The sequence below is a fragment of the Dolichospermum circinale AWQC131C genome, assembly GCF_000426905.1.
In the GTDB taxonomy this organism is placed as follows: Bacteria; Cyanobacteriota; Cyanobacteriia; order Cyanobacteriales; family Nostocaceae; genus Dolichospermum; species Dolichospermum circinale.
Window position 1 is genome coordinate 1 of record NZ_KE384599.1, and the last position, 23,639, is coordinate 23,639.

At 37.8% G+C, this 23,639-nt stretch carries 15 protein-coding genes; 2 read left to right on the top strand and 13 right to left on the bottom strand.

The window, feature by feature from the left end:
• Nucleotides 1–28: 28 nt before the first annotated feature.
• From mutS to ACIR131C_RS0106040, 6 genes are all read right to left on the bottom strand, one after another.
• Nucleotides 29–2,617, bottom strand: coding sequence for a DNA mismatch repair protein MutS (gene mutS, locus ACIR131C_RS0106015; protein WP_028089474.1), 2,589 nt, complete (start codon nucleotides 2,615–2,617; stop codon nucleotides 29–31).
• Nucleotides 2,618–2,780: 163 nt separating this feature from the next.
• Entirely contained in the window at nucleotides 2,781–3,425 is a 645-nt protein-coding gene (locus tag ACIR131C_RS0106020; RefSeq protein ID WP_028089475.1) for a DUF4276 family protein, read from the bottom strand.
• Nucleotides 3,419–4,609: an AAA family ATPase gene (locus ACIR131C_RS0106025; RefSeq protein ID WP_028089476.1), complete on the bottom strand. Its 1,191-nt coding sequence runs from the start codon at nucleotides 4,607–4,609 to the stop codon at nucleotides 3,419–3,421. Before ACIR131C_RS0106025 ends, ACIR131C_RS0106020 begins: the two co-directional genes overlap by 7 nt.
• Before the next feature lie 133 nt (nucleotides 4,610–4,742).
• The gene (locus ACIR131C_RS0106030; RefSeq protein WP_028089477.1) at nucleotides 4,743–5,861 is read right to left on the bottom strand and encodes a hypothetical protein; all 1,119 of its coding nucleotides are present in this window, start codon (nucleotides 5,859–5,861) and stop codon (nucleotides 4,743–4,745) included.
• Nucleotides 5,862–6,044: 183 nt separating this feature from the next.
• Nucleotides 6,045–9,452 carry an acetate and sugar kinases/Hsc70/actin family protein gene (locus ACIR131C_RS0106035; RefSeq protein ID WP_028089478.1) on the bottom strand — a complete coding sequence of 1,136 codons (3,408 nt, stop codon included), beginning with the start codon at nucleotides 9,450–9,452 and terminating at the stop codon, nucleotides 6,045–6,047.
• Nucleotides 9,453–9,593: 141 nt separating this feature from the next.
• Nucleotides 9,594–12,161 (bottom strand): dynamin family protein, encoded by a 2,568-nt coding sequence (locus ACIR131C_RS0106040; RefSeq protein ID WP_028089479.1) that lies wholly within the window; start codon nucleotides 12,159–12,161, stop codon nucleotides 9,594–9,596.
• 490 nt (nucleotides 12,162–12,651) lie between these two features.
• Here ACIR131C_RS0106040 and ACIR131C_RS0106045 point away from each other — a divergent pair, with 490 nt between their 5' ends.
• On the top strand, nucleotides 12,652–13,878 hold the full coding sequence (locus tag ACIR131C_RS0106045; RefSeq protein ID WP_028089480.1) for a glycoside hydrolase family 10-like protein: 1,227 nt from the start codon (nucleotides 12,652–12,654) through the stop codon (nucleotides 13,876–13,878).
• A gap of 23 nt (nucleotides 13,879–13,901) precedes the next feature.
• On the opposite strand, the gene ACIR131C_RS0106050 is transcribed toward ACIR131C_RS0106045, so the two are convergent.
• The 5 genes from ACIR131C_RS0106050 to ACIR131C_RS0106070 form a co-directional block, all read right to left on the bottom strand.
• A complete protein-coding gene (locus ACIR131C_RS0106050; protein ID WP_423752197.1) occupies nucleotides 13,902–14,432 on the bottom strand; it encodes a salt stress protein, Slr1339 family in 531 nt (176 codons plus the stop codon).
• Nucleotides 14,433–14,449: 17 nt separating this feature from the next.
• Complete coding sequence (locus ACIR131C_RS0106055; RefSeq protein ID WP_028089482.1) at nucleotides 14,450–15,055, bottom strand: vWA domain-containing protein; 606 nt, start codon at nucleotides 15,053–15,055, stop codon at nucleotides 14,450–14,452.
• 42 nt (nucleotides 15,056–15,097) lie between these two features.
• Nucleotides 15,098–15,703, bottom strand: coding sequence for a vWA domain-containing protein (locus ACIR131C_RS0106060; protein WP_028089483.1), 606 nt, complete (start codon nucleotides 15,701–15,703; stop codon nucleotides 15,098–15,100).
• A 50-nt stretch (nucleotides 15,704–15,753) separates the two neighbouring features.
• The gene (locus ACIR131C_RS0106065) at nucleotides 15,754–18,309 is read right to left on the bottom strand and encodes an HD family phosphohydrolase (protein ID WP_028089484.1); all 2,556 of its coding nucleotides are present in this window, start codon (nucleotides 18,307–18,309) and stop codon (nucleotides 15,754–15,756) included.
• A gap of 300 nt (nucleotides 18,310–18,609) precedes the next feature.
• The gene (locus ACIR131C_RS0106070) at nucleotides 18,610–19,542 is read right to left on the bottom strand and encodes an ADP-ribosylglycohydrolase family protein (protein WP_028089485.1); all 933 of its coding nucleotides are present in this window, start codon (nucleotides 19,540–19,542) and stop codon (nucleotides 18,610–18,612) included.
• A gap of 24 nt (nucleotides 19,543–19,566) precedes the next feature.
• Between ACIR131C_RS0106070 and ACIR131C_RS25405 the strand changes: the two genes are divergently transcribed.
• Nucleotides 19,567–19,749, top strand: a complete 183-nt coding sequence (locus ACIR131C_RS25405; protein ID WP_155963024.1) for a hypothetical protein — start codon at nucleotides 19,567–19,569, stop codon at nucleotides 19,747–19,749.
• On the opposite strand, the gene aroQ is transcribed toward ACIR131C_RS25405, so the two are convergent.
• Together aroQ and topA are read right to left on the bottom strand one after the other, a co-directional pair.
• Nucleotides 19,738–20,187: a type II 3-dehydroquinate dehydratase gene (gene aroQ / locus ACIR131C_RS0106075; protein ID WP_028083161.1), complete on the bottom strand. Its 450-nt coding sequence runs from the start codon at nucleotides 20,185–20,187 to the stop codon at nucleotides 19,738–19,740. The genes ACIR131C_RS25405 and aroQ overlap by 12 nt on opposite strands.
• A 420-nt stretch (nucleotides 20,188–20,607) precedes the next feature.
• Nucleotides 20,608–23,220 carry a type I DNA topoisomerase gene (gene topA, locus ACIR131C_RS0106085; protein ID WP_028089487.1) on the bottom strand — a complete coding sequence of 871 codons (2,613 nt, stop codon included), beginning with the start codon at nucleotides 23,218–23,220 and terminating at the stop codon, nucleotides 20,608–20,610.
• Between the last annotated feature and the right edge of the window lie 419 nt (nucleotides 23,221–23,639).

Genomic DNA, 23,639 nt, shown 5'->3' on the forward strand with positions numbered 1-23,639 from the left:
CACAGACAACTTATTCAGCAAGCCCTACTTACTCTAAATTTTGCAACCCCATCGCTATTTTACTGTGTTTTTCGATTTGTGTCATTACCTGTTTTGCGCGTTGAATGACTACCGGGGGTAAACCGGCTAATCTTCCGGCTTCAATACCATAGGACTTATCAGCGCCACCGGGTTGAACTTGATGTAAAAAGACAATTTGGTCTGGCAACTCCTTAACCGTAACTTGATAATTGGCGACATTAGAAATAATAGTAGCCAATTCATTCAACTCATGATAATGAGTAGCAAAAATCGTCCGGGATTTAACATCAACAGCCAAATATTCAGCCACAGCCCAAGCGATTGATAACCCGTCAAAAGTTGCTGTACCGCGACCAATTTCATCTAACAAAACCAGAGACTTCAAAGTTGCATGATTGAGGATATTAGCAGTTTCATTCATTTCCACCATAAAAGTAGATTGACCCGTAGCCAAATCATCCACCGCACCAACACGAGTAAAAATACGATCGCATATTCCCAATCTAGCAGAACGAGCCGGGACAAAACTCCCCACCTGCGCCATTAATTGAATTAACCCAACTTGACGTAAATAACAACTTTTCCCACTAGCATTGGGACCTGTCAAAATCACCAAATCAGGATATAAAGACAAACCCTCCGTGTTCTCTGTGCGTCTGTGGTTCGTTTCCTTACCCCCTAACAAAGTAGAATTAGGGACAAAAAACCCAGCCGGTAAAGACTGTTCCACCACCGGATGACGACCATCAACTACCTCAATCTCTCTACCTGTCAGCATTTCCGGGCGACAATAACCCTGATGTGCAGCCAATTCTGCCAAACCAGATAATACATCAGCGGCGGCCACAGCGCGGGAAACATTGCGAATAATTTCGGCTTCATTACCCACTTCATCCCGTAAGGCGTTAAAAATCTGATATTCCAGTTGATTCAAATCATCTCGCGCTGTGAGAATGCGTGCTTCTCGTTCTTTCAAATCGGGAGTAATGTAACGTTCCTCATTTGTCAGCGTTTGTTTGCGGATGTAATTATCGGGAACTTGGTCAGATTTACTGCGGGAAATACTGATATAATAGCCAAAAGTTTTATTAAATCCTACCTTTAATGTGGGTATTCCTGTTCTGGCTCTTTCGTCAACTTCTAAATTTGCAATCCATTGTTGATCACTTTCTACAGTAGCCTTTCTTTCGTCCAACAGCGTATTAATACCTGCGCGAATTAAACCACCTTCTTTGAGATGTATAGGTGGTGATTCTACGATATGGGCGTGTATTTTTTCTGCCAGTTCTTCTAGTACCGGAGGAACTTTTTGCAAGGCCTTCAAGAAAGGGGATTTTGCATTGGTAACTAAGCGAGATAATTCAGGTAATCGTGAGAAAGAATCAGCTAAAGCGACTAAATCCCTTGCATTTGCTCTACCAGAAGCGGCTCTAACTGTTAAACGTTCTAAATCGTAAATTTGCCTTAATAATTGCCGGATATCTTGACGTAAAGGGGTATTTTCTACTAATTCTTGAATAGTATCTTGGCGTGATTTAATCCCTTTAATTTCCAGTAGCGGTTGTAACAACCATCTTCTTAAAGCCCGGCTACCCATAGCAGTGCTAGTTCTGTCTAAAGCCCATAATAGAGAACCATGAAATGTGCCATCGCGGACAGTTTGAGTAATTTCCAGGTTACGGCGTGTTTGATGGTCTACGATCAAATAATCCGTGAGTGTATAGGTGCGTAATAATTGCAGAGATACAGGATTAGCTTTTTGTGTATCTTCAATGTAGTCTAGAAGACCACCAGCAGCGCGAACAGCGAGGGGAAGATGTTCACAACCCAAACCTTCGAGCGATCGCATTTTAAATTTCTGTAATAATTTACTCCTAGCTTCTGCTTGGGAAAAGGGAACTTGAGAACGTAAACTGTAACAAAATGATGGTGGTAAACACTGAGGAAGGGATGGGGAAGTTTCTCCTGGACGCAGTAAACTACCTAAATCCGGGGCATTAGTGGGAAATAGCACCTCAGCGGGTTGTAACCGCATTAATTCTTGGGTTAGGTGTTCTAAATTACTGCCTTGAGATGTGAGAAATTCCCCAGTTGATATATCTGCATAGGCTAAACCCCAATGATTGGCAGCAATTACTACAGCAGCTATGTAGTTATTACGACTTGCTTTGAGCATTCCCTCTTCCAACAATGTCCCAGGTGTGAGAATGCGCGTTACTTCTCGCTTGACCAAACCAATAGCATCAGCAGAGTCTTCTACCTGGTCACAAATCACCACCGCGTAACCTTTTTCTACTAGTTGGGTTGTGTAGCGTTCCCAAGCGTGATGAGGTACACCTGTCATGGCGACGCGACCAACATCACCACCGTGTTTACTGGTTAAAACTAGTTCTAATTCTCTGGAGACGGTTACAGCGTCTTGAAAAAAGGTTTCAAAAAAATCACCGACTCTATACAGCAGCAACGCATGAGGGTATTTATCCTTCATGTCTACGTAATGCTGATACATTTTACTCAGCTTACTGCGGTCTTCTACCAGATTTGTATCAGTAAGTGGTGTGTTGGGTGAATTTGTTTCTGGTGTCGGATTCGTCATGGTAGATGCTGAGAGTTGATTTCCACTGTCTTTGATGATAGCGTGATGTGGGAATTTGGGAGCGATCGCTTAAAGTTTATTTATTTTTTTTGTATTTTAGATTGAATATGGCTCACGCAGAGGCGCAGAGGCGCAGAGAATAGGAGGTTTGATGTGTTTATTTTTAGTTGTGGTTATTGTTTGATACATCTATTATTGCTTGTATGGTTGTGAAAATGCGATCGCAAGAGGGGGAAGCTTGACGAACTTTATTTGCATCTATCTTACCTAATAATTCAGAAGCGTGGTTGATTTTATGATACTCTTTTTTGCTAGTATTAGCAGTCGCAATTTTGAGAATACGTTCTAAATCATCTTTTGCAATAGTTTCCAAATGAGGAGTTTTGGGAATACCACTTACTTTAAATCCTTGACGATAATATGCTTTTAAAGCATCAATATCAGCAATAAACCAAGCTTCCATTGTTTGAACCATTAAATGGCAATTATCATCATTAACTTCTGTTGGTTTATCCCAATTATCTCTCAATTTCAAATGTTCCCAAGGGGAATTTTTTATAATACGCGCTTCTGCATCAACCAGCAATATATTAAAAGCATCAGGATGAGATTCTAAAGCATTTTTAAAGTCACGAAAAGCATGATTACGAGTACCACACATAATGATAATGATATTACATTTAATTTTTTTGCTTTTTGTTTCGTTTACTAATTCTTTAAAAAACTTACTAAATCCTTGTCTAAGTGAAGATTTCTGATCTCTGGAATCTCCACCCCCTTCTATATGAATACGAACTTCTTTTACCATCTGTTTCCCCCTATTTCACCCATGCGCCATAGGTCGCCTAAAGTATAATTTTCTAACCAATTTTTTAGCTTATTAGGTTCAAGACGATGAAGATGAGATCCTGTTTCATCTCTTTTACAAACTACTACAGATCCAGGATATTCACTCAACGCAGAAACCAAAGCATCAGAATGAGTGGTAACAATTAATTGAGTTCTCTGAGATGCTTCAATTAACAATTCTGCAATAGTTGGTAAAATATCTGGATGTAAACCTAATTCCGGTTCTTCAATACAAATTAAAGGTGGTGGAGTAGGATCTAAAAGTAAAGCCATTAAAAATAAATATCGTAGTGTACCATCTGATAAACGAGTAGCTGGAATTGGTTGAATTAACCCCTTTTCCCGAATGAATATTTGGACAGTACCGCCATATATGCTTACATCTAATTCTTCTGCTTCTTCATAGAATTTTTCCAGATATTCAATAAGTTTTCTCTGACCTAATTTACGTTGTAAAGCTTTTAAAACCAAACCTAAATTACTGCCATCTTCCAATAAAGGATGTAGCGGTAAATCAGCTTTTTGGGCATTTCTTGGTTCTGAATATCTTCCCATTTGCCAATGACGATATAAGCCTACTTTAGAGAATTGAGTGCTAAGATAAGACAATTCTGGATAAACATCAGGATCTTTTCTTTGAGATAAAACTGATTGATCAGAAATTAAATCTTCTCTCCGTAAATACCTTTTTTCTTGATTATTAATATTCAGAACTGGATTACCTTTTTGATAACGATAATAAAAATATACATCTTCTTGTCCTTCATAGGATTGTGCATTTTCTACAGCTTCATCTACTAATTCCAATCTTTGTCCTACTGATGTTAAACTTAATTTATAGTGTAAATTTTTTCCATATTTTTCTGGATATGGATAATTTAAGATAATATCAATATTAGCAATAGAATTACTTCCTTCACCCTTCCATAAAAATTCATCAATACCTCCACCTTGACGAAATGGAGCAGGTAAATCTGTTGGTGTTGCTTTTAAAATACCAATAGCTTCTATTAAATTAGACTTACCAGAAGTATTAGCACCAATTAACACATTTAATGGTTGTAGTTCTATTTCTTCTCCCTCACTTCCATAGGAAAGAAAGTTTTGTAATTTGATTTTATGAATAAATCTTTTACCTTCCATTGATTTCTCCTTATATTAAAATATTTATCCGAGAATACTATTTATTTAGTTTATCATTTTTGGCGATCGCTAGGAGGATTTGATAGCGATTGGAAAATTCGTCATGGTAGATGTTGAGAATTGTTTAGTCATCTTAGCGTAAAGTCCGAAATATCACCCTTCCTGGATACTCTTGTTGATTGATTTTGGCATACACTCGCAAACAAGTTAATACCTCTCCAGGAGTACCACCACAATCTAATTGCAAGTCATCTTTAGAAAACTCACAAACATCAGCATACAGTCCTGATAATTGTTTGATTCTCACTTCATTACCCGCTTTTATCGCTTTATCAGCGGCTTTTCTCAGGATACGACGGGATTCTTTTTGTAATTTTCCCCACCAGGAATAACTTTCAGCAGGAGGGATAAATACTAGAGAATTAATGGCTTCATCTATATCAATCCATGCACATAATTCTAATATTAGATCAATATTTTCACTATATTTTTGGATACGATAAAAGCGATCTTTTAAAGCGTCAATATATTGATGACGTTGTTCTAATTTAGAATTTAAAGAAACTACATCAAAGCTAAAAACACTTTTAAAAGCATGATGTAAGTCTGTATCTATTTCTATAAATTTAACATATAAAAGTAAAAATCCTGCAATTGAATATAAGTTTTCAGAAAGATGATTTTGGGTAATTTCTGAATTTAGTAAAGCCTGTTGAGATAAACATAGTCCTTTGGCTTTAACTGTACCAGTCAACCCCGGATAAATAATTTCATCGCGGACAAATGGTAATTCTTCCAGATTTTCATGATCTACAATTGCACCTAATTCTTGTACTGCTTTCAAAGCAATTTCTCTCCAAGATATTGCTAAATCTTCGGGAACTCGTAGCAATTTTCTCTGAATTTCGTTCCATATTTCCCCATCATTTTGACTCTGAATTGGAGAAGTACCTAAATAAAAATTTAATTCAGGATCGTTATTAAAAGCTGCTTTTAATTGGAATAATTTTAAGTCGTTTATTAATGGAGATTCTTTTAATTCCCCTAGATCCTCAACTTCTTCCATAAGTCGGGTATGTTGTAATAATTCATCAAGTTCTTGTAGAAGTTCTTCACTTATTCCTATTCCCGGATCAATGGGATATTCTTGATTTGCTTGGGTTAAAATTGCGACTAATCCATATAAATTAAACCGCAATATTTTGGCTAATTCTGAGTTTTCTGTCTTGAGTAGTTTATGTAAATTCTGCATAATTTGATGAGGATGAAAATAGAAAATGTAGTTTTTTTAAGCCACAGCCTAACCCAGCAAAAAACAACTAAATGATTAATAATGTTGGGTTTCCTTGCGTCAACCCAACCTACGGAATAAAAGCTAATGAATACCGCAAAAATGTTGGGTTTCCTTGCGTCAACCCAACCTACGGAATTAAAGCTAATGAATACCGCAAAATGGATCGCGTTCTTTATCAACTTCGTTGGGTTGTAATTCCAATTCTGTCCGATAAACACATCCTTCTTGTTCGAGACATTGTTGATGATTAGATGTCCAATAAGGAACTGCACCAGCGTGTATTCTTAATATTCCTGCATGATCAAGAGTTACATGATATTGACAAGGATAATCTGTGATCATATCCGGTTTATGCAGTGTACCAATTCGCAGCCATTTTTTGGTATTTGTATCACTATCAATTTGATAAATATAAAAAGTATGTTCACCACTTTGGGGAAATGGTGGTAAAGGTTTACTGATTAATCCTGTTCCTGGTTCTTTGACACCATCTTGTAAATAATGAAATGTTTCCATGGTCTTACTATCATTATTATCAACTGCAAATACTAAATGATAAGCATGAGGTTGATCAACGGTGGCTGCTTCTAAAACATTAACAGCAATATCACCATCATTTAAGTTATGCTGGGGGTTTTCTATGGCTATATTCCATTTTAAATTACCATTATTAAATAAAGTATTTTCCGGCGGAGATATAACTGAATTAATGTTAATACCCGGTACATCTATTAAGTAATGGGGATTACCTCGACATAGTAAAACACTAAATTGTAAAGCTTGATCAATCTCAAATTGGATTTTGATTTTTTTGAGAAATTCCTGTTCTTCCATGCCTAATTTATCCATTAATATTTTACCGTCAAAACTCCCCCACAGGCGAAAAGTTCCCTTTTCATAATCTTGACGATGGATAATATTAGTTAATTGTATACCCTGCCAAGGTGTCCGCACTTTGGCAACGGTGTCTAAAGGTGCAAGTTGATATAGTTCTTGTCCAGCGCTAAAAATTGCCAATGGTTCGTTACTTTGGGTTTTGCGTTTGAAGTTACAGGGAAGATAATAAAACAGGTTTTTAACATCAATTTCTAATTGATTTGCGCCCTTGCGTAACAGATTTTTAGATTCTTCAGGATCAAATCGAAAACGACGCAATTTTTCGGCATAACAAGCACCTGCGGAGGTGGCAAGTTTGGTAAATTCTAAAACAAAAGTAATCCGTTCTGGGTTCCAAACAAAATATGGTGATTGACTAAATTCTTCGTAAATTTGTTGTTGAACTAAATCAAGATTACAAGTTTTTCCAGATAGAATTAACCAATCTACTTTTTGATTAGGTTCTGAATTGAGACGACTTTCGATTAAACCTTTAGCAATACCAATTGCTTCTTTAATAGATGAGATGATAGCCCGGTCAAATTGTTGATTATCTAAAGTTAAGGAAATAGATTCAGGGCTTCTGACTTGAAATTTAACTGAACTTTGGGCTAGAAGTTCGCCTATTTGTTGTTCATTTAAAGTGAAGGTTAATAAAGAACCATCCTTGGGTTTTTTTTGTCCTAATTTGAGTTTAGCGGCTTCGGCATGATCCCACAATGTATAAAAGGTTTGCAGTCGTTGGGGTGCTTGTTGCCAACGAGTTGGTAAGACTTTTTCGGCTGTATCTAGGGCATCTTTAAAAGCAACGTCACCTTCGGGATTTTCTTTATCTATACATTTTAATAAACTACCGCTTTGAAATTTTCCGTTTTCTAAAAAACGTTCGTTTAATTCGGAGTTAATTAAGTCTTCTAATTTATCACTTTCAATGTCACCTGTAGTGACTGCGGTGAGAAGAAAATCAGAAATTGCAACTTTTAATAGGCGAAAAATTCGCAATGTAATTAATTCACCACCTAGTTGTAAATGTCCCGAAGAACCTAATAATTTAGGAGTTAATTTATAGTAACGTCCTCCTAAACCTCTATCTTCATTATCTGCAAAAAATGGAGTTTTATCTTCTAGGGTAAGTTCAATTAAAGCTAAGTCTGTTGTACCACCACCAATATCTAAAACCAGAACATTTTGTGACCATTTATTCCCATTTTGACGACAACGAGTTTTGAAAGATTCAATGCCAATATTCAAATTACCGCCAAATTCTCGCCACAGGAAAAAGATAGCGACAGAAACCGCTTCATCATAAGCTGTTTGTACATCATCAATACCTAATTCTTGTACCAGTTGCTTAATTTCTTTGCGAACTATTGGCGGGGCTACGGTGGGATAAGTGACAACTGCTGTTAAAAAATCGCCTTCAGAAAACCTGCGTCTAGCCCGTTGACGATAATCTTCTGTTAACTCAATTAATTGCGCCCAAGCTGCTTGAATTAGGCGATTAACTTGAATATTTTCTTCTTCGTTTTCTAGGATAATTGGGAAAGATCGATCTTGTCCAAAATAGCGTTTGGGTGAATGATGAAATCTGCTAATAATTTCTTTGACTGAAACAGTTGTTCCCTGGGCTATTGCTTTTTTTCTGTTATCTCTTGCGTCTCTACCCATCTGTAGTTTTAATGGGATTAATTGCGATACTTCCATTTCACTGGGAATTTCTGTATTGCGACGGTCAATATCTAAGATTACAGGAATTAAATTTTGTGATTCTAATGTAGGAACACGAAAAACTTCATGATATATAGCATAAAGTTTTTTACTAACAGCCCGACGAAATCTATCGCTTGTTCCTAAACATAATTCAATTTGTCGAATGGCTTCTAAAAATAATTCTTTGTGATCACTTTCAAAAATCTCACTTAATTGATCTGGTTGTATTTGTAAGTTTTTGCTAATATCAACTAGAAACTTTTCCCACTCACTAGCACTAACATCTGCTAAGGCCAAATCTGGGGGAGAATTTAACCATTCAGCCATGCGTTGTCTTAATCTCAGTTCTTGTTCTTTGGGTAAAACTTCCGCAATGGGGACTTCAATGGGATCAAAAAGTGTAACTGTGGAGTTAGAAGTACCAAAATCTAAAGCTAACCAACCCGGAAATCTTTTCTTTTGTTTTTCGTTGAGTTTTTCACTCAGTTGTTGACTTAAATTATTTAGATAGGTGTCAAATTGCGAATTGTTCATGGCTTGATGATTTCTTGTAAATGAATTTGGTGATTTTTGTATGGGTATAAACCAAAGATCACATTCGGCGGATATATGTTTAGATATAGACAAGTTTGGTTGTCCTGCACTGTCAGAGTCGAAGTATTCAACAATTACCTTTAAGGTACAGTCAACTAATGTTATTAAAGGTGAATCTAATTGACATATATCCTGTCCTAATTGACAGATATTAATGATTTGTTTGGGTGTAGCTGAGTGAAATTGTCTATAGGTTCTTTGAATTTTTGCTGCTAATTGATTTGGTGTCCCCCTCACTATACAGGTAATTCGAGAAATGTACGGAATGTTGCTATTAACAGCAACAATTTGAATCGAAGGTAGATGCAACTGTGAGTTTTCTCTAACACCTAATTTAAAACTAGGTGGAATCTGAATTTCCACAGGCATTTTTAATGGTCCTTATTTAAGTTGATGGTTGATCACTGAATGCTGATAAATTAAATAAAGCAGAATTAATGAGGTCAGATCCCCGACTCCTAACATCAATTTATCATTTATTTACACAATTTGAAAAAGAAGTCGCGGATCTTATGGGAGATTGCTATAAATAAATAATTCAGCCTCATTAATTGTAGCAATATCGGCTAAAATGTCTAACCAGGTGGGAATAGCTAGTTCCCCTTGTGAATCTCTAGCTGCAATATATCTTAGTAGTGCTTCTTGTTTAGAAAGGTTTTGCAAACTGGGAATTATTTGATCTAAAATTCCATTGATTTCTATATTTACGTGCTGATTACTTTCACTGACATACTGTACTAAGTGGAGACTAGCACTAGCGGTAATTTCATCCCTTAGTCGCAAAACAAAAAGTTGATGATTAGCACTTTTCAGTGATGTTTGATTTTTCTCAGGAGACCAATCAAATATTTGTCCTACACTGTGTTTTTCATCTTGTCTCGCTAGGGGAAAAATACTCCCTGGGTTGATAGTTTGATCATGGTTATTGATTTCAGTGATAATGGCTTCTTTCCATTGACGAGGATCACATCCTAATAACAGTTTATAAAATAAATCAGCTTCTTCAGATCCAAATTTTTCTTCAATTTCTTGTTCCATTTCTGGCTGAAGAATGGCTTGCAGTTTTTCCCGTTCTAAGGTGATTTTATGGGCTAATGAGTTTAATAAGTCTATCACAGCTTGACGAAGGCGATCGCTGGCAAAGTTTTCCAATTCTTTAATTGTTTTCTCAAAGGCTGGATAAAAGTCATCACTCTTAGTTGGTAGGGAGGTATTCACCCGATTTCCTCGATCAAATAATTTCCCGGCTGCACCTTTAAATTCCGCTAGAGTAATTGTACCATTTTGGATTTTATTAAATAATAATGTCCACTGATTCCAATTCAAAATTCTAAAAGTTAGTTCATCTTTAACGACATCACTAACTACAATTCCTCTTCTATCTTTCAGTTGTTCTTTCCCTAAATCTTTTTGAAAGTTTCTGTAGATTTTATCTAAACTTTCTATGGCTGATCTTAATTCTATCAAAGCCGGAGTATCAGATATAGGTATGCCTTGTTCGTGAATTTCGGCAATAATTTCTTGAAGATATTCTTGTTGCTGACGAATCGTATCAGCAGCCCGACGGCTATCTTCATATAATTGCTTTAAGCCGTGATTAGCAACATGACTTTGAATCAATTCTCTTAATTTACTAATACCACCATCTTGAGCGAAATAACCTAATTGTCTTCCTAACTGATTACGACCATCTCCTGCTAGTAAAACTGCGCTTAAATCCCCCCATTTTTTTTGTAATTTCCTCGATTTTTCCAGATAATCTGGATAATCTAAATTCGCTAGAAATTCCGCAGAACCAGCTTTAACTTGACTAGAACGTTTGGCTAATTCAGCTAACCCTAATAATGGTGATAATAAAACAATTCGGTCTTTTTGAGAAGTAAATGCTTCCGCACCGTCAATAATAGTTTTTAGAACCTTCAATTTTTGGAAAACTGTACTTATTTGTAATGGTTGATCATCAGATTGATTAGCAATTAATAAATCCAGTTCCCTTTCTCCTCCCTCACCTTCTAAAGGTAATTGATCAAAACGTCCTATACCTACTAGAATTAAATCTTTGAGGTCTTGTCCAGGGCGTTGTTGCTGCATCATGGTAAAGATTTTATTGGCGCGATCGCTCCCCGGAGATTTACCATTAAGTAAGACTAAAATTGTCTGTACCTGCGCCAATTCTCGTAATGATAAAAATGTATCTCTAGTTCCAGAATTAGCCGCACCCAAACCGGGAAAATCTAACAGCACAAATTCTTCCGCACCTGTAAGATCCCAAATTTCCCGTGATATTTTCACTTGAATATCAACACGACGAATTAAGGGAAAACTATTCCGTAATAATTGAATAGTTAATTTTTGCGGCGCACTAGATAAGCGAATATGCGCCGGTGGTAAATCCTCAAATTTCAGAGATTGAATCGCCAGGGGCATTTCTGCCAGGTGTAAACCTTCACGGGCTGTAATACCATCAATTTGGTAAAAGTGACCGCATAAAGCCTCACCATAAGCCTGATAAGCCCGCAAAAATAGCACTAACTCCCGCAGCAAATAACGCAACTCTAAATTATTGGAACTTTTCCAAACTTCCTCACACCAAATACTTATATCTTTACCAGTCTTAATTTTATCTACCTGCAAAGGTGTAACACCAGCGGATATGGCGCGACGGTTTGCTTCTTTCAGCATGAAGTGTAAGCACTCATTTACCCCGTCATGGGATAAATACTCCACAGTATAATTATCTACTTGAGTAGTTGCAAAATCATCCTGGACTTGAATATGAATAGCGGTGACATTACCAGTGGTGGGATTTTCACTCACCGGTAAAGCGTCTGCATAACCAATGAGACTCCCTAGCAGCAAACTTTTACCACTACTAAATTCCCCCATTACGCCGATTTTCACCGGTGAGGTTGCCAGTTCTACCGTTTTCACAGCGGCCTCTCGCAGCCGCAGCAGACAATCATCAAGGCTAGTGGGAACCCAATCTTCCTCTTGGGAAGGATGTTGGGGTACGGAGTCAATTTTGCGGAGGATAAATTCACCGTACTCTTTTATTCGCGCCAGCTTATCTGGTTCCATAGAGTGGTCTTTCGTTTGAGTTCATTTGCACAACAGGGTTATAACACAAAACCTAAAAATTACCACTACTCAGGTGACAGGGAACAGGGAACAGGGAACAGGTGACAGGTGACAGGGAAGAGGTGATAGGGAACAGGTGACAGGTGACAGGTGACAGGTGACAGGGAACAGGTGACAGGTGACAGGCTTCGCCGTGAGCGTCAGCCGAACGGTTTTGGTCAACTTTATTTTTCGTTACTTATGTACTTATGTCGGTTTTTTTCCATTCACCTACTTATATGTTTTTAGACTATTTGTGGTATATTTATAATGTTTTTCTGGAGTGATTGGCCAATGACAGAACAAAAATAAGATTCTTCAGTCATTTATTTAGAAAATGCTATATAATTGTCTATAAATAATAAATGTCAGGGTAATTCACGAATTACATCTACTTGTGAATCAAGGAATTTTAATATAGTTAATTTTGTTAGCATATTCTCAACTTAAAATGAAAGTCAATTACCACAATCTTGTCCTCCATTTCCACCAGAAATTACTTAAACCGTTATTTCGGTCTTGGCTTTTAATTTCCCTAATCACAGTTTTTTGGGTAAACACTTTGACACCTGTTAACGCCCAAGTACCACGTCAAGAAATTCGTGGTGTGTGGGTCACAAATAATGATTTAAATATTCTCAAAGATCGGACTAAGGTTCAAGAAGCTGTAACCCAGCTACGAGAACTCAATTTTAATACTGTCTATCCTGTGGTTTGGAATGCTGGATATGTAATGTATCCTAGCAAAGTAGCCAAGGATTTAGAAATTCAACCTTTTGTATTTAAAGGATTAGATGGACATGATATTCTCGCGGATTTAATTGATAGATCTCACCGTCAAAAATTACTGGTAATCCCTTGGTTTGAATTTGGATTTATGACTCCTAATAGTTCCGAATTGGCATTAAATAAACCAGGATGGTTAACACAAAAACAAGATGGTGGTACAACATCTGTTACTGCTGCTGGTGAAGTTTCATGGTTAAACCCATTTCACCCAGAAGTACAACAGTTTATTATTGATTTGCTGGTAGAACTTACTAATAAATATGATATTGATGGTATTCAATTTGATGATCATACCAGTTTACCCCATGAATTTGGCTATGATAAATATACAGTTGCCTTGTATACTAAAGAAACTCAAAAAACTCCACCCAAAGATTATAAAGATCCAGAATGGGTAAATTGGCGAGCAAATAAGATTACAGAATTTATGGTGAGACTGAACAATACAGTTAAACAGATAAAACCGAAAATGATTTTCTCTATCTCTCCCAATTACTATGATTATGCTTACAAATTTCAACTGCAAGATTGGTTGAATTGGGCAAGATTAAACATAGTAGATGAGTTGGTCATGCAAGTTTATCGGGAGAATTTAGATAGTTTTACCTCCAAGCTTTCCCGTCCAGAAATCGAAGAAGTTAAACAAATAATTCCTACTGGAATCGGAATTATGGCAGGTTTAAGAACTAAGCCAGTCTCAATTCAACAAATTCAATCTCAAGTCCGCGCTGTTCAACAACGTGATCTGGGAGTAGCTTTTTTCTATTATGAAAGTCTTTGGAATATTGCACCAGAATCATTAGGAGAACGCTTGGCTGGATTTAAAAATTTATTCCCATATCCCGCATTGCGTACGGCTACACCAGACCAGCTATCAGAACTAGAGTGATTAATTCCCTTGAACTTACTTACTCAGGAATTAGTTTGTAAATAATCAATTGCTGCTGCTAATTTAGTAGGATAACCTTGAGCAAATCTTTCAAACCATAATCCTTCTGATGATAAAGGATCTAATTTAGCTAACCATTCCTTGGCGGGTTTTTCTAAAGCTTCTCTTTGTTTGGCTTTGAGTTTTTCTTGACGAATTTTCTCCTGTATTAATTCTTCTTGTTTTCGCAGTGCTTCGGCCGCGTCTTTTTCCAGAAAATCAGCTTGTACATCTGATAATAAGTTATCTATAAATCCATCTGACTTAGGAGGAGGTGAATTTAATTGAATTTGCGGTAAGCTATTTCTAGAGTTAGATTGTGTATATTCGGTTTTAGCTTCGGAAAAATCAGCTTGTACCTCTGATAATAATTTATCTATTAATAGATCTGATTTATTAGTAGATAAAACCACTTTGACTGAGTTTAAATTAGCCTGTGGTGGCGTGTTTTTGGGTTCTGTGTGTTCAGTTTTGACTTCAGCTAATAGCTTATCAATGGAATCCATATTTGTCATTCCTGGAGAATCTATTGTTAATCAGTGATAGCATTTAGTAAAACTTCTGATAAACTCATATCTTCCATATCATCCATGGTGACAGTGTCACAAATATCAAATTTAGCACCCGCACTTTGCAGCTCATCATCCAAGATTTTCAAAAAGCGAGTAGCTTGAGGATCATTACCGACTTGAATAAAGGAAATAGCCAATTCTTCATCTTTATCCAAACGACGAGAAGCTTCAATAATTACCTTCATTACAGCTTTACGATCATCTGGTTCACCGTCAGTAACTACTAAAATTGTTTCCCCATTGAGTTTAGTTTGACCGGCTGCTTTGCGTTGCAAATAATCATCGGTAGCGTGTTTGAGAACCCCAGCTAAATCTGTTGTTCCCGAAGGATCATTTTCTTTGAAAATTTGTGAAACTTTGGCAGATGTCACATTTTCATAACGTTTAAATTTCCCAGAAAATAAGTAAATGGTAATACCATCGGGATCTAGTTGTTCACATTTACTGGCTAATGCTAAAGTTGATTCTTGGGCTGCCACCCATCTACTTCTGCCACCTTTTTGATCTGGGGTAGCCATGCTACCGCTTTTATCAATAATCAAGGTATAATCACGGTTTTCTAGCATGACTAAACTCTCCAGATATTAGATATTAGTAATTTTCGTTAATTAATCTGTGATGGCATTCATTAAAACATCAGTTAAACTCATGTCTTCTAAATCATCCAAGGTTATTGTATCACAAATATCAAATTTAGCTCCCACACCTTGTAATTGATCATCTAGGGCTTTGAGAAATTTAGTGGCTTGAGCATCTGAGCCGACTTGAATCATGGAAATTCCTAATTCTTCATCTTTTTCCATTTGTCGGGTAGCTTGTATAATCACCTCAAATACAGCTTTGCGATCATCTGGTTCACCGTCAGTAATCACTAAAATTGTTTCCCCATTGGGTTTAGTTTGACCTGCGGCTTTGCGTTGAAAGTAATTATTCAGGGCATCTTGCAATACACCAGCTAAGTTAGTTGTACCGGCTGGATCATTTTCCTGAAATATCTGGGAGACTTTAGCTGTTGTTACATCATCATAACGTTTAAATTTGCCGGAAAAAACGTAAACTGTAATCCCATCAGGATCAAACTGTTCACACTTTCTAGCCAAAGCAATGGTAGATTCTTGGGCTATTTCCCATCTAGTTCTACCGCCTACTTGGTCTGGTGTAGACATACTACCACTTTTGTCAATAATCAAAGTATAATCACGATCGCTCATCATAATCTTCCTTTTGTTATTTTCTGATCTCTAGTTTAACAGTTTGATCTTAATTACGAATCAGCAGCTTTTGACTTAGGATAGGCAATGCGTTTATGATGAAATTGTTGCCAAACATCCACAAATATTTGGGCAATTTTTGGCATTTCTTCCCTAGTTAATCCCGAAGCGATTAATTGTTCATCTTGCCATTTTGCCCGTAAAATATTATTTAGCATATTGAGTGCTTTATCTGGAGTGGCATTTTTCAGACTACGTAATGCAGCTTCACAAGAATCTGCTAACATGACGATGCCCGTTTCCCGTGATTGGGGTATAGGTCCATCGTAACAAAAATCGGCTTTATTGACTACAATCTGGGGATTTTCCTGGGCTATTTGTTGGGCTTGGTGATAAAAATAAGCAATGGCCATTGTTCCTTGATGTTCGGGAATAAAAGCCTGAATGGCGGTGGGTAAACTGTGTTTTTTGGCCATTACTAACCCTTCTGTCACGTGCTTTTTAATAATTTTCGCACTTTTCCAAGGATCTTTTATTTCTGTTTCATGTTTATTGGGACTACCAATTTGATTTTCAATAAATCCCAAGGGGTCGTGCATTTTCCCAATATCATGGTACAATGTGCCGGCTCTGACCAATTCGACATTACAGCCCAATTGTTTAGCAGCAGCTTCTGCCAGGGTAGCCACTAATAAAGTATGCTGGAAAGTCCCTGGGGCTTCCGTAGCCAGACGTTTTAATAATGGACGGTTGGGGTTAGCCAATTCTGCTAAACGGATAGGGGTAATGACATCAAAGAGCGTTTCCAAATAGGGACTTAAACCCAAAGCCACAATACTCCAAGCCCAACCAGATAAAGCAAATAAACCTGCTTCCTGGATGATATACCAACCTGAACCAAATACCCCACCAGTAAAGATTTTTAATAATAAATATATACCTCCTTGGGTTAATGCCGTGACAACACCTAATAATGCTAGTTCTTCGCGCGATCGCAATCTATGAGCTACATAAGCACTCAACATTCCGCCCACAGCCCCTGCCAGCAGTATCATAACATTTGTATCTACTGTAATTGGTAGTATTAACGCCAGTAAGCCTGCTACCATTACACCTATAGTTGGTCCATAGAAACTGCCTAGTAATAAACCAATGGCGCTCCAGGTGGTATAGGGTAAACCGAGAGCCAATACTCCGGGGACAGTGAGAGTAAGTAATAAAACTAACAAGCGATCGCGTTGTCGCAAATAGTTATGACTTTTTCTTTCTAACCAGACAAAAACCCAAATAGCTACGGTGACAACGGCTACTAAAACTGTTAAACCCAGCCAATTCACTTGATGACCAATCAAACGATAATGTGTTAGTATCTCAAATTTTAATTGTGTAATTTTCTCTCCTTTACTAACAATTATCTCTCCTTTTTTTACAGTAAACATTACAGATGGTATTTCTCTAGCTACGATTTGAGCTTGTTGTTTAGTTTGTTCTATATCTTGTTTAAGATTTGGTTGCAGTACCGCCAATAATACTTTTGTTGCGAAGGATTTAGCCTCACTAGGAACAGATAATTGTACCTGTAAACTAACTGCATTATTTAAAATACTTTTGGGTAGTCCAGCGGCTATACCTTGGGCCATAATTCGTTCGGCACTTTTACGAATTCCTACCTGTGTTTTTGCCCAATCATTATCAGATAAAGCTAACAGTACGGGTGCTGTATAAACCTGTTTTAGTTCCTCACCAGCTTCTATTTGTGATGCTTTTTCAATCCCTTGATTATATCTTTTTCTAACTTCCAATATTTGGGTAATCAGGGCCGAAACATTACTTCCTGTTGTCATAAATTGATAAGCTTCTAGTTCTGATAATGCTTGCAGAAAAGCAGCTTCATCACTCACGCTATTAGACAATGACAATTGCGGCTTAGAGGTTTGTTTTTTTGTGTTTTGTTGTCTATTATTATCCAAAATTACTATTAGCTTTTGCCATTCTAATTCAGGCAAAGACCTCAGATAACTTTGAGTATAAGCCGATAAAATTGAAGTATTTAAAAAAGGGAAAATACCAACTATTGAGCGAATTTCACTACTTATATCTAATATCTTTTCCAACCGTGCGTTAATTTGTTTATTGATCTGATGATCAATCATCAAAACCGGTACAGAATTATCTATAGCTGCTTTCCGTTGCAGTTCGGTTTCTTCTTTATCTTCAATATTATCCGTATAAGGAGCAATAAATGTTTGTAAGGCAATACTACCAACTTTCATTCTTGGTTGGTTATAAAAATCACTTCCTATCACACTTGTGAGTAAAAATATTGCCAATACCAAAATTATTGAGGAGCGTTTTTGATGTACCCACCTGAAAATAACTGTATCAATGCCACTCTCTTTGGTAACTAATCTAGCAGTTAATCTTTGTGTCTGTCTGTGTTTTCCCTGTTTCCCTTGATGATTATTTGCTGATAAATACAGAAGTATATTTTTGAAAAAATGCTTATGGAGTTTCTGGTGGTACTTTCCCTTACGAAATAGCGCTTTATACTGTCCCTGCCATTGCCTTAATTGCTGTCTCAAGGACTGCAAAAATCGCTGCGTTTTCATCTTTCCTTCCGCAAAATACCCCAGATATATCCTCCTTTCCCAAGCTAGATCATCAGCTGTACTGCATTTAATTTGTATAATTATAGCGGACAGGACTTGTACTGAGCTTGGCTGTTGTATGCCCGCACCACCATATCTAGCCATATTCTGATTATACAGTTTAGCTGCGTAACAGCTTAACTTAGGGAGGGATAGCAGTTTACATTTAACCGATACTTTTTTGCTAACTAATACTAACAAATACATAAGTTGAGATTGTCTCTCAACCAAGGCCTGAATGGGGTTAAATCATAATTTTGTTCAAAAATCAAATAGTAATCCTATATCATTTCCACGCCTACGTATAATCTTAGGAGCAGCAAAGATAGTATATCCTTTGTTTGTAAATTCGCCAAAATCACCACCAAAGTCATATACTCCAGACCACACCGCCATCATTCTATCGGCTAATTCTAACATTTGGGAAAAATTATCAAGTCCCCATGGTGAGGAGTTAGTGAATGAGGGGGAAATTTGCCAATTTACTGGTATACCAACTATACTGTTATATGCCCCTGATAATGCTCCCGCCATTGCACCCGTAATATACTCATGAGCAAAATCATGATTTTTCGTAGCGCGGAATACGGTCAAGGAAAAATCTTCTAAGGTACTCAGAAAACAGTAAAAAGCTAAACCAATATTGTTAATTAATGTTTCTGGACTGTTCAGTTCCTTTCTTGCTGTTTCTAGTCCCACTCCTTTTTTTAATAAATCATTGACTTTTATTAATTGTTGTGGTAAAGAACTTGATGTTTGATCTAAAAAATTAACTATTTCCGAAATCAGGTTGAGAGGGTCAATTTTTTCATTCAGGGATTTAGCGATCGCATATCCTATGATTAGACTAGCATCTGTGATCAGTGGGCTATGTTGTTGGTTCAATATGAATATTCTTTGCACTTCTAGGATATTTTCTCGCATTTTCATAAGATTTTCATGAAAAAACATCACCACTGGTAATGTAGCGAAGATTATTTGTCCCCAGGAGTGAATATTTGTTTCTAATTCAATCCCTGCTTGTTCTTGACGCTTTAACCAATCATCTACATCTAACCTCCCCAAACTAATTAAACTTTCTGTACCCAAAACGGCGATTTTACCCAAGTTACAACAGTTCGGGTTAGCTAAACTCTCACCTAAACAAGCTCCCAAAAAACTACCCTTAACCCGATTTACCAAAGAATAACGCATAATTTTGATCAGGCAATTAGTCCGTTGTCCGTTGTCCGTTGTCCGTTGTTTCCTATTACCTATTACCTATTACCTATTACCTATTCCCTATTCCCTATTACCTATTCCCTATTACCTATTCCCTATTACCTATTACCTATTACCTATTACCTATTACCTATTCCCTATTACCCATTACCTATTCCCCATGACCTCTTACTTCCTTAAATAAGACACCAGTGCTTGTAAGCCTAACAAATAGCTTTGAGCGCCAAAACCACTAATTTGACCAATTACCACTGGTGCGATATAAGAATGATGACGGAAATCTTCCCGACCATAAATATTACTCAGATGTACTTCGACAGTAGGTAAATTAACAGCAGCGATCGCATCTCGTAAAGCTACACTAGTATGAGTGTAAGCTCCGGCGTTAATGACAATTCCCTGATGATATCCTAATGCCCCGTGAATAGCATCTACTAGAACCCCTTCATGATTTGACTGCACGGGTAATATTTGTGCTTGTAACTCCATAGCTTTGGAATTTAACAAACGATTAATTTCTGCTAGAGTCAAAGAACCATAAATTCCGGGTTCTCTAAGTCCTAGCAAATTTAGATTTGGTCCGTGCAGCACAAGAATACTTAAAGCTGGTAAATTCAACTTTCACACCTTCAGGACTTTAGCGACGGCGCATAGAACGTTCATGGACAGGAATCGGAACTAGTTCCGGTTCCGGTTCAGCCTCCGGACCTAGCAGGCTATCAATTAACTTCCGAGCTAATTCTTTCAGCTTTTCCAGTACCTTTTCTATATAATCCATTAAACTGACCGCTCCTGAGATACTACCTCAATTTTATTTAACAGGGTGGCAGAAACCGGCGTATAATCGCACTTTAGCCTTGCTTATGGTTGACAAATTTCCATAAGTATGGTATTAACTACCACGAGATTTCATTTTGTGTTTTGCCTTACTTATTAGATTATCACATCCTTAATTAGTAATGGGGTAATTGGTGATAGGAAATAGTTATTGATCATTAGTCATAATCAAGAATTTATTCCGGCTGACTGCTGCTAAATCTAACTGGCTGCGTCTTTCTTTTTGCTTCTAGGAGTTGACTTAGTGGTTTTGCGTGGAGATTTTGTAGATGCTTTAGCTGAAAGTAATTCAACAGCCGTAGACAACGTTATATTTTCTACTGATTCACCTTCAGGAATACTAGCATTAGTTTTCCCGTGTTTAATATAAGGACCATAGGGACCATCATAGATACTAACTGGTGCATCATCTTCTGGATGTGTCCCCAACTCCCGTAAAGCTTCTTTAGACTTACTCTTAGTTGCAGAACGTCCTTTTTTTGGTTCTGCGAGTAATTCCAAAGCACGATTTAGGGTAATTGTCAAGACATCATCGGTAGATTTTAGGGAACGGTAATCTTTCCCTTCCTTCCCCTGGTCATGAACTACATAGGGTCCAAACCGTCCCAAACTAGCTTGGACTTTACCACCGGTTTCTGGGTGAGTTCCCAAAGCACGGGGGAGAGACAGTAAACCCACAGCCATTTCTAGGGTGAGAGTTTCAGGGGTCACACCTTTGAGTAAAGAAGCTTGTTTGGGTTTAGGGTTTTCGTCGCTTTTATCGCCTAATTGAATATAGGGACCATAAGTACCCAGTTTAATATAAATTGGTTCGCCAGTTTCCGGGTGACGACCAAATTGGTCAGGTCCTGCGGTTTTTTGTTTAAGCAGGATTTCCACCTGTTGAGGGTTTAGATCAGCCGGAGTCAGGTTTTTAGGGATAGAAGCGGTAAATACTTCCTCCCCATTGCTAACTTCAATATAAGGACCATATTTACCAATACGGACTTTAGCATCTAAATTTTCTAATTCTACAGTTCTAGCTTTACTAGCGTCAATTTCGCTTTCTTGTTCCTTAACCAAAGTTTCTAAACCCTGCTCACCAAGGTAAAATTCCTTTAAGTAGGGTAGCCACTGAGCCTCACCAGTGGAAATTTCATCTAGGGTTTGCTCCATTTTAGAAGTAAAACTAGGATCAACAATATCTGGAAAATGTTTTTCCAGTAAATCAGTGACAGCAAAAGCGGTAAAAGTGGGAATTAGGGCATTATTCACCAATTGGGCATAATCTTTATCAACTATTGTACCAATAATGCTGGCGTAGGTACTAGGACGACCAATACCTTCACTTTCTAAAGTTTTCACTAGAGTTGCTTCTGTATACCGGGCTGGAGGTTGGGTTTCATGGCTGACGGTTTCCAGTTCATGACATTGAGGATGATCTCCAACTTTCAAAGCAGGTAAAATTACCTCTTGATCTTCTAAAGCAGCATCAGGATCATCCGAACCTTCAACGTAGGCGCGAAGGTAGCCCGGAAAGTCTATGCGCTTACCAGAAGAACGAAAACCAGCATCTTCAACTTGTATTTGTACAGTAATTTGAGTTTGGCGAGAATCAGCCATTTGTGAAGCAACAGTACGCTTCCAAATCAAATCATATACAGAAAATTCCCGTCCAGTCAACCCAGTTTCTTGGGGCGTGCGGAAACTGCTACCGGCGGGACGAATGGCTTCATGGGCTTCTTGTGCGCCCTTAGATTTAGTTGTGTATTGTCTAGGTTGGGGACTCAGATATTGTTTACCGTATTTTTGTTCTACACAAGCGCGGGCGGCGGATATCGCTTGATCAGATAAATGCACGGAATCTGTCCGCATATAGGTAATATACCCTTGCTCATACAAATTCTGAGCTACCCGCATTGTATCCCGTGCTGACAAACGCAATTTGCGGTTAGATTCTTGTTGTAATGTAGAAGTCGTGAACGGTGGCGCGGGTTTGCGAGTGACTGGACGTTCTTCCATATCCGTCACTGTCCAAGTTTTCCCTTCTAAACGGGCTTTTAGGGCTTCCGCTTCTTCTTCATTGAGTAAGACCACATTGCGACCTGCGGTAATCCTACCAGTTGTCGGGTCAAAATCGCTGCCTGTGGCAACTTTCGTACCGCCAAGAGTCACCAGAACCGCGCTAAAAGGACTTTTTTCCTGCTTTAAACTGGCCTTTAAATCCCAATATGTCCCTTCATGAAAAGCTCGGCGTTGACGTTCCTTAGTTACTAATAAGCGTACTGCTACAGATTGTACTCGACCAGCGGATAATCCCCAGGCGATTTTTTTCCATAGTAGCGGAGATAGGGTATATCCTACTAATCGGTCTAAAATGCGCCGGGTTTCTTGAGCGCGGACTAACTGCTCATCAATGGTACGGCAGTCTTTCAAAGCTTTTTGAATTGCTTCCTTAGTGATTTCATGAAACACCATGCGCTTTGTCGGCACTTTCGGCTTGAGTAATTGGTATAAATGCCAACTAATGCTTTCCCCTTCCCGGTCTTCGTCAGTGGCTAGAATCAGTTCAGTTACGCCCTTGAGAGCTTCTTTCAACTGAGTAACAATTTTCTTTTTATCTTTGGGGACTACATAAATCGGTTCAAAATCAGCTTCTACATTTACCCCAAGCTGCGCCCATTTTTCCCCTTTGACGGCTGCGGGAATTTCGCTGGCCGACTGGGGAAGGTCACGAACATGACCCATGGAAGCTTCTACCCGATAATCATTTGGTAGGTAGTTGCGAATAGTGCGAGCTTTTGTGGGAGATTCGACAATAACGAGAGTTGACATGGAAATTTAAAATAAATAATAGCTATACAGCTAAATAGTCAAGTTGGGTTAATTTTTGCGAAATGTCAAGACGAAATATCACGCCTAAGTAGTGATTGTATAATTACACAAGCTACCCAACAGCGGGGGAATTTTCTCAAATTCAAGTCTGGTGATTGTTTTGAGCATGAGAAAAGTAACCTTTGAGAGTCAAGTGTCAGTTATTTCCATCTTTAACTTATCTAGCGCATAGTTGGCGACTATAGTTTGTAAAATACCCCGGAAATTCAATAATACAGGATTCACACTTTAGGCAGGCAAAATTAATTATATAAAAGATTTGGATTTAATGTAGAGGTTGTAGAGGTAGCGCCCCTGTGCCTACACCTTTCCAAATTACCCGCAAAAGATCCAAACAGAATGTAGAGGTTGTAGGGGTA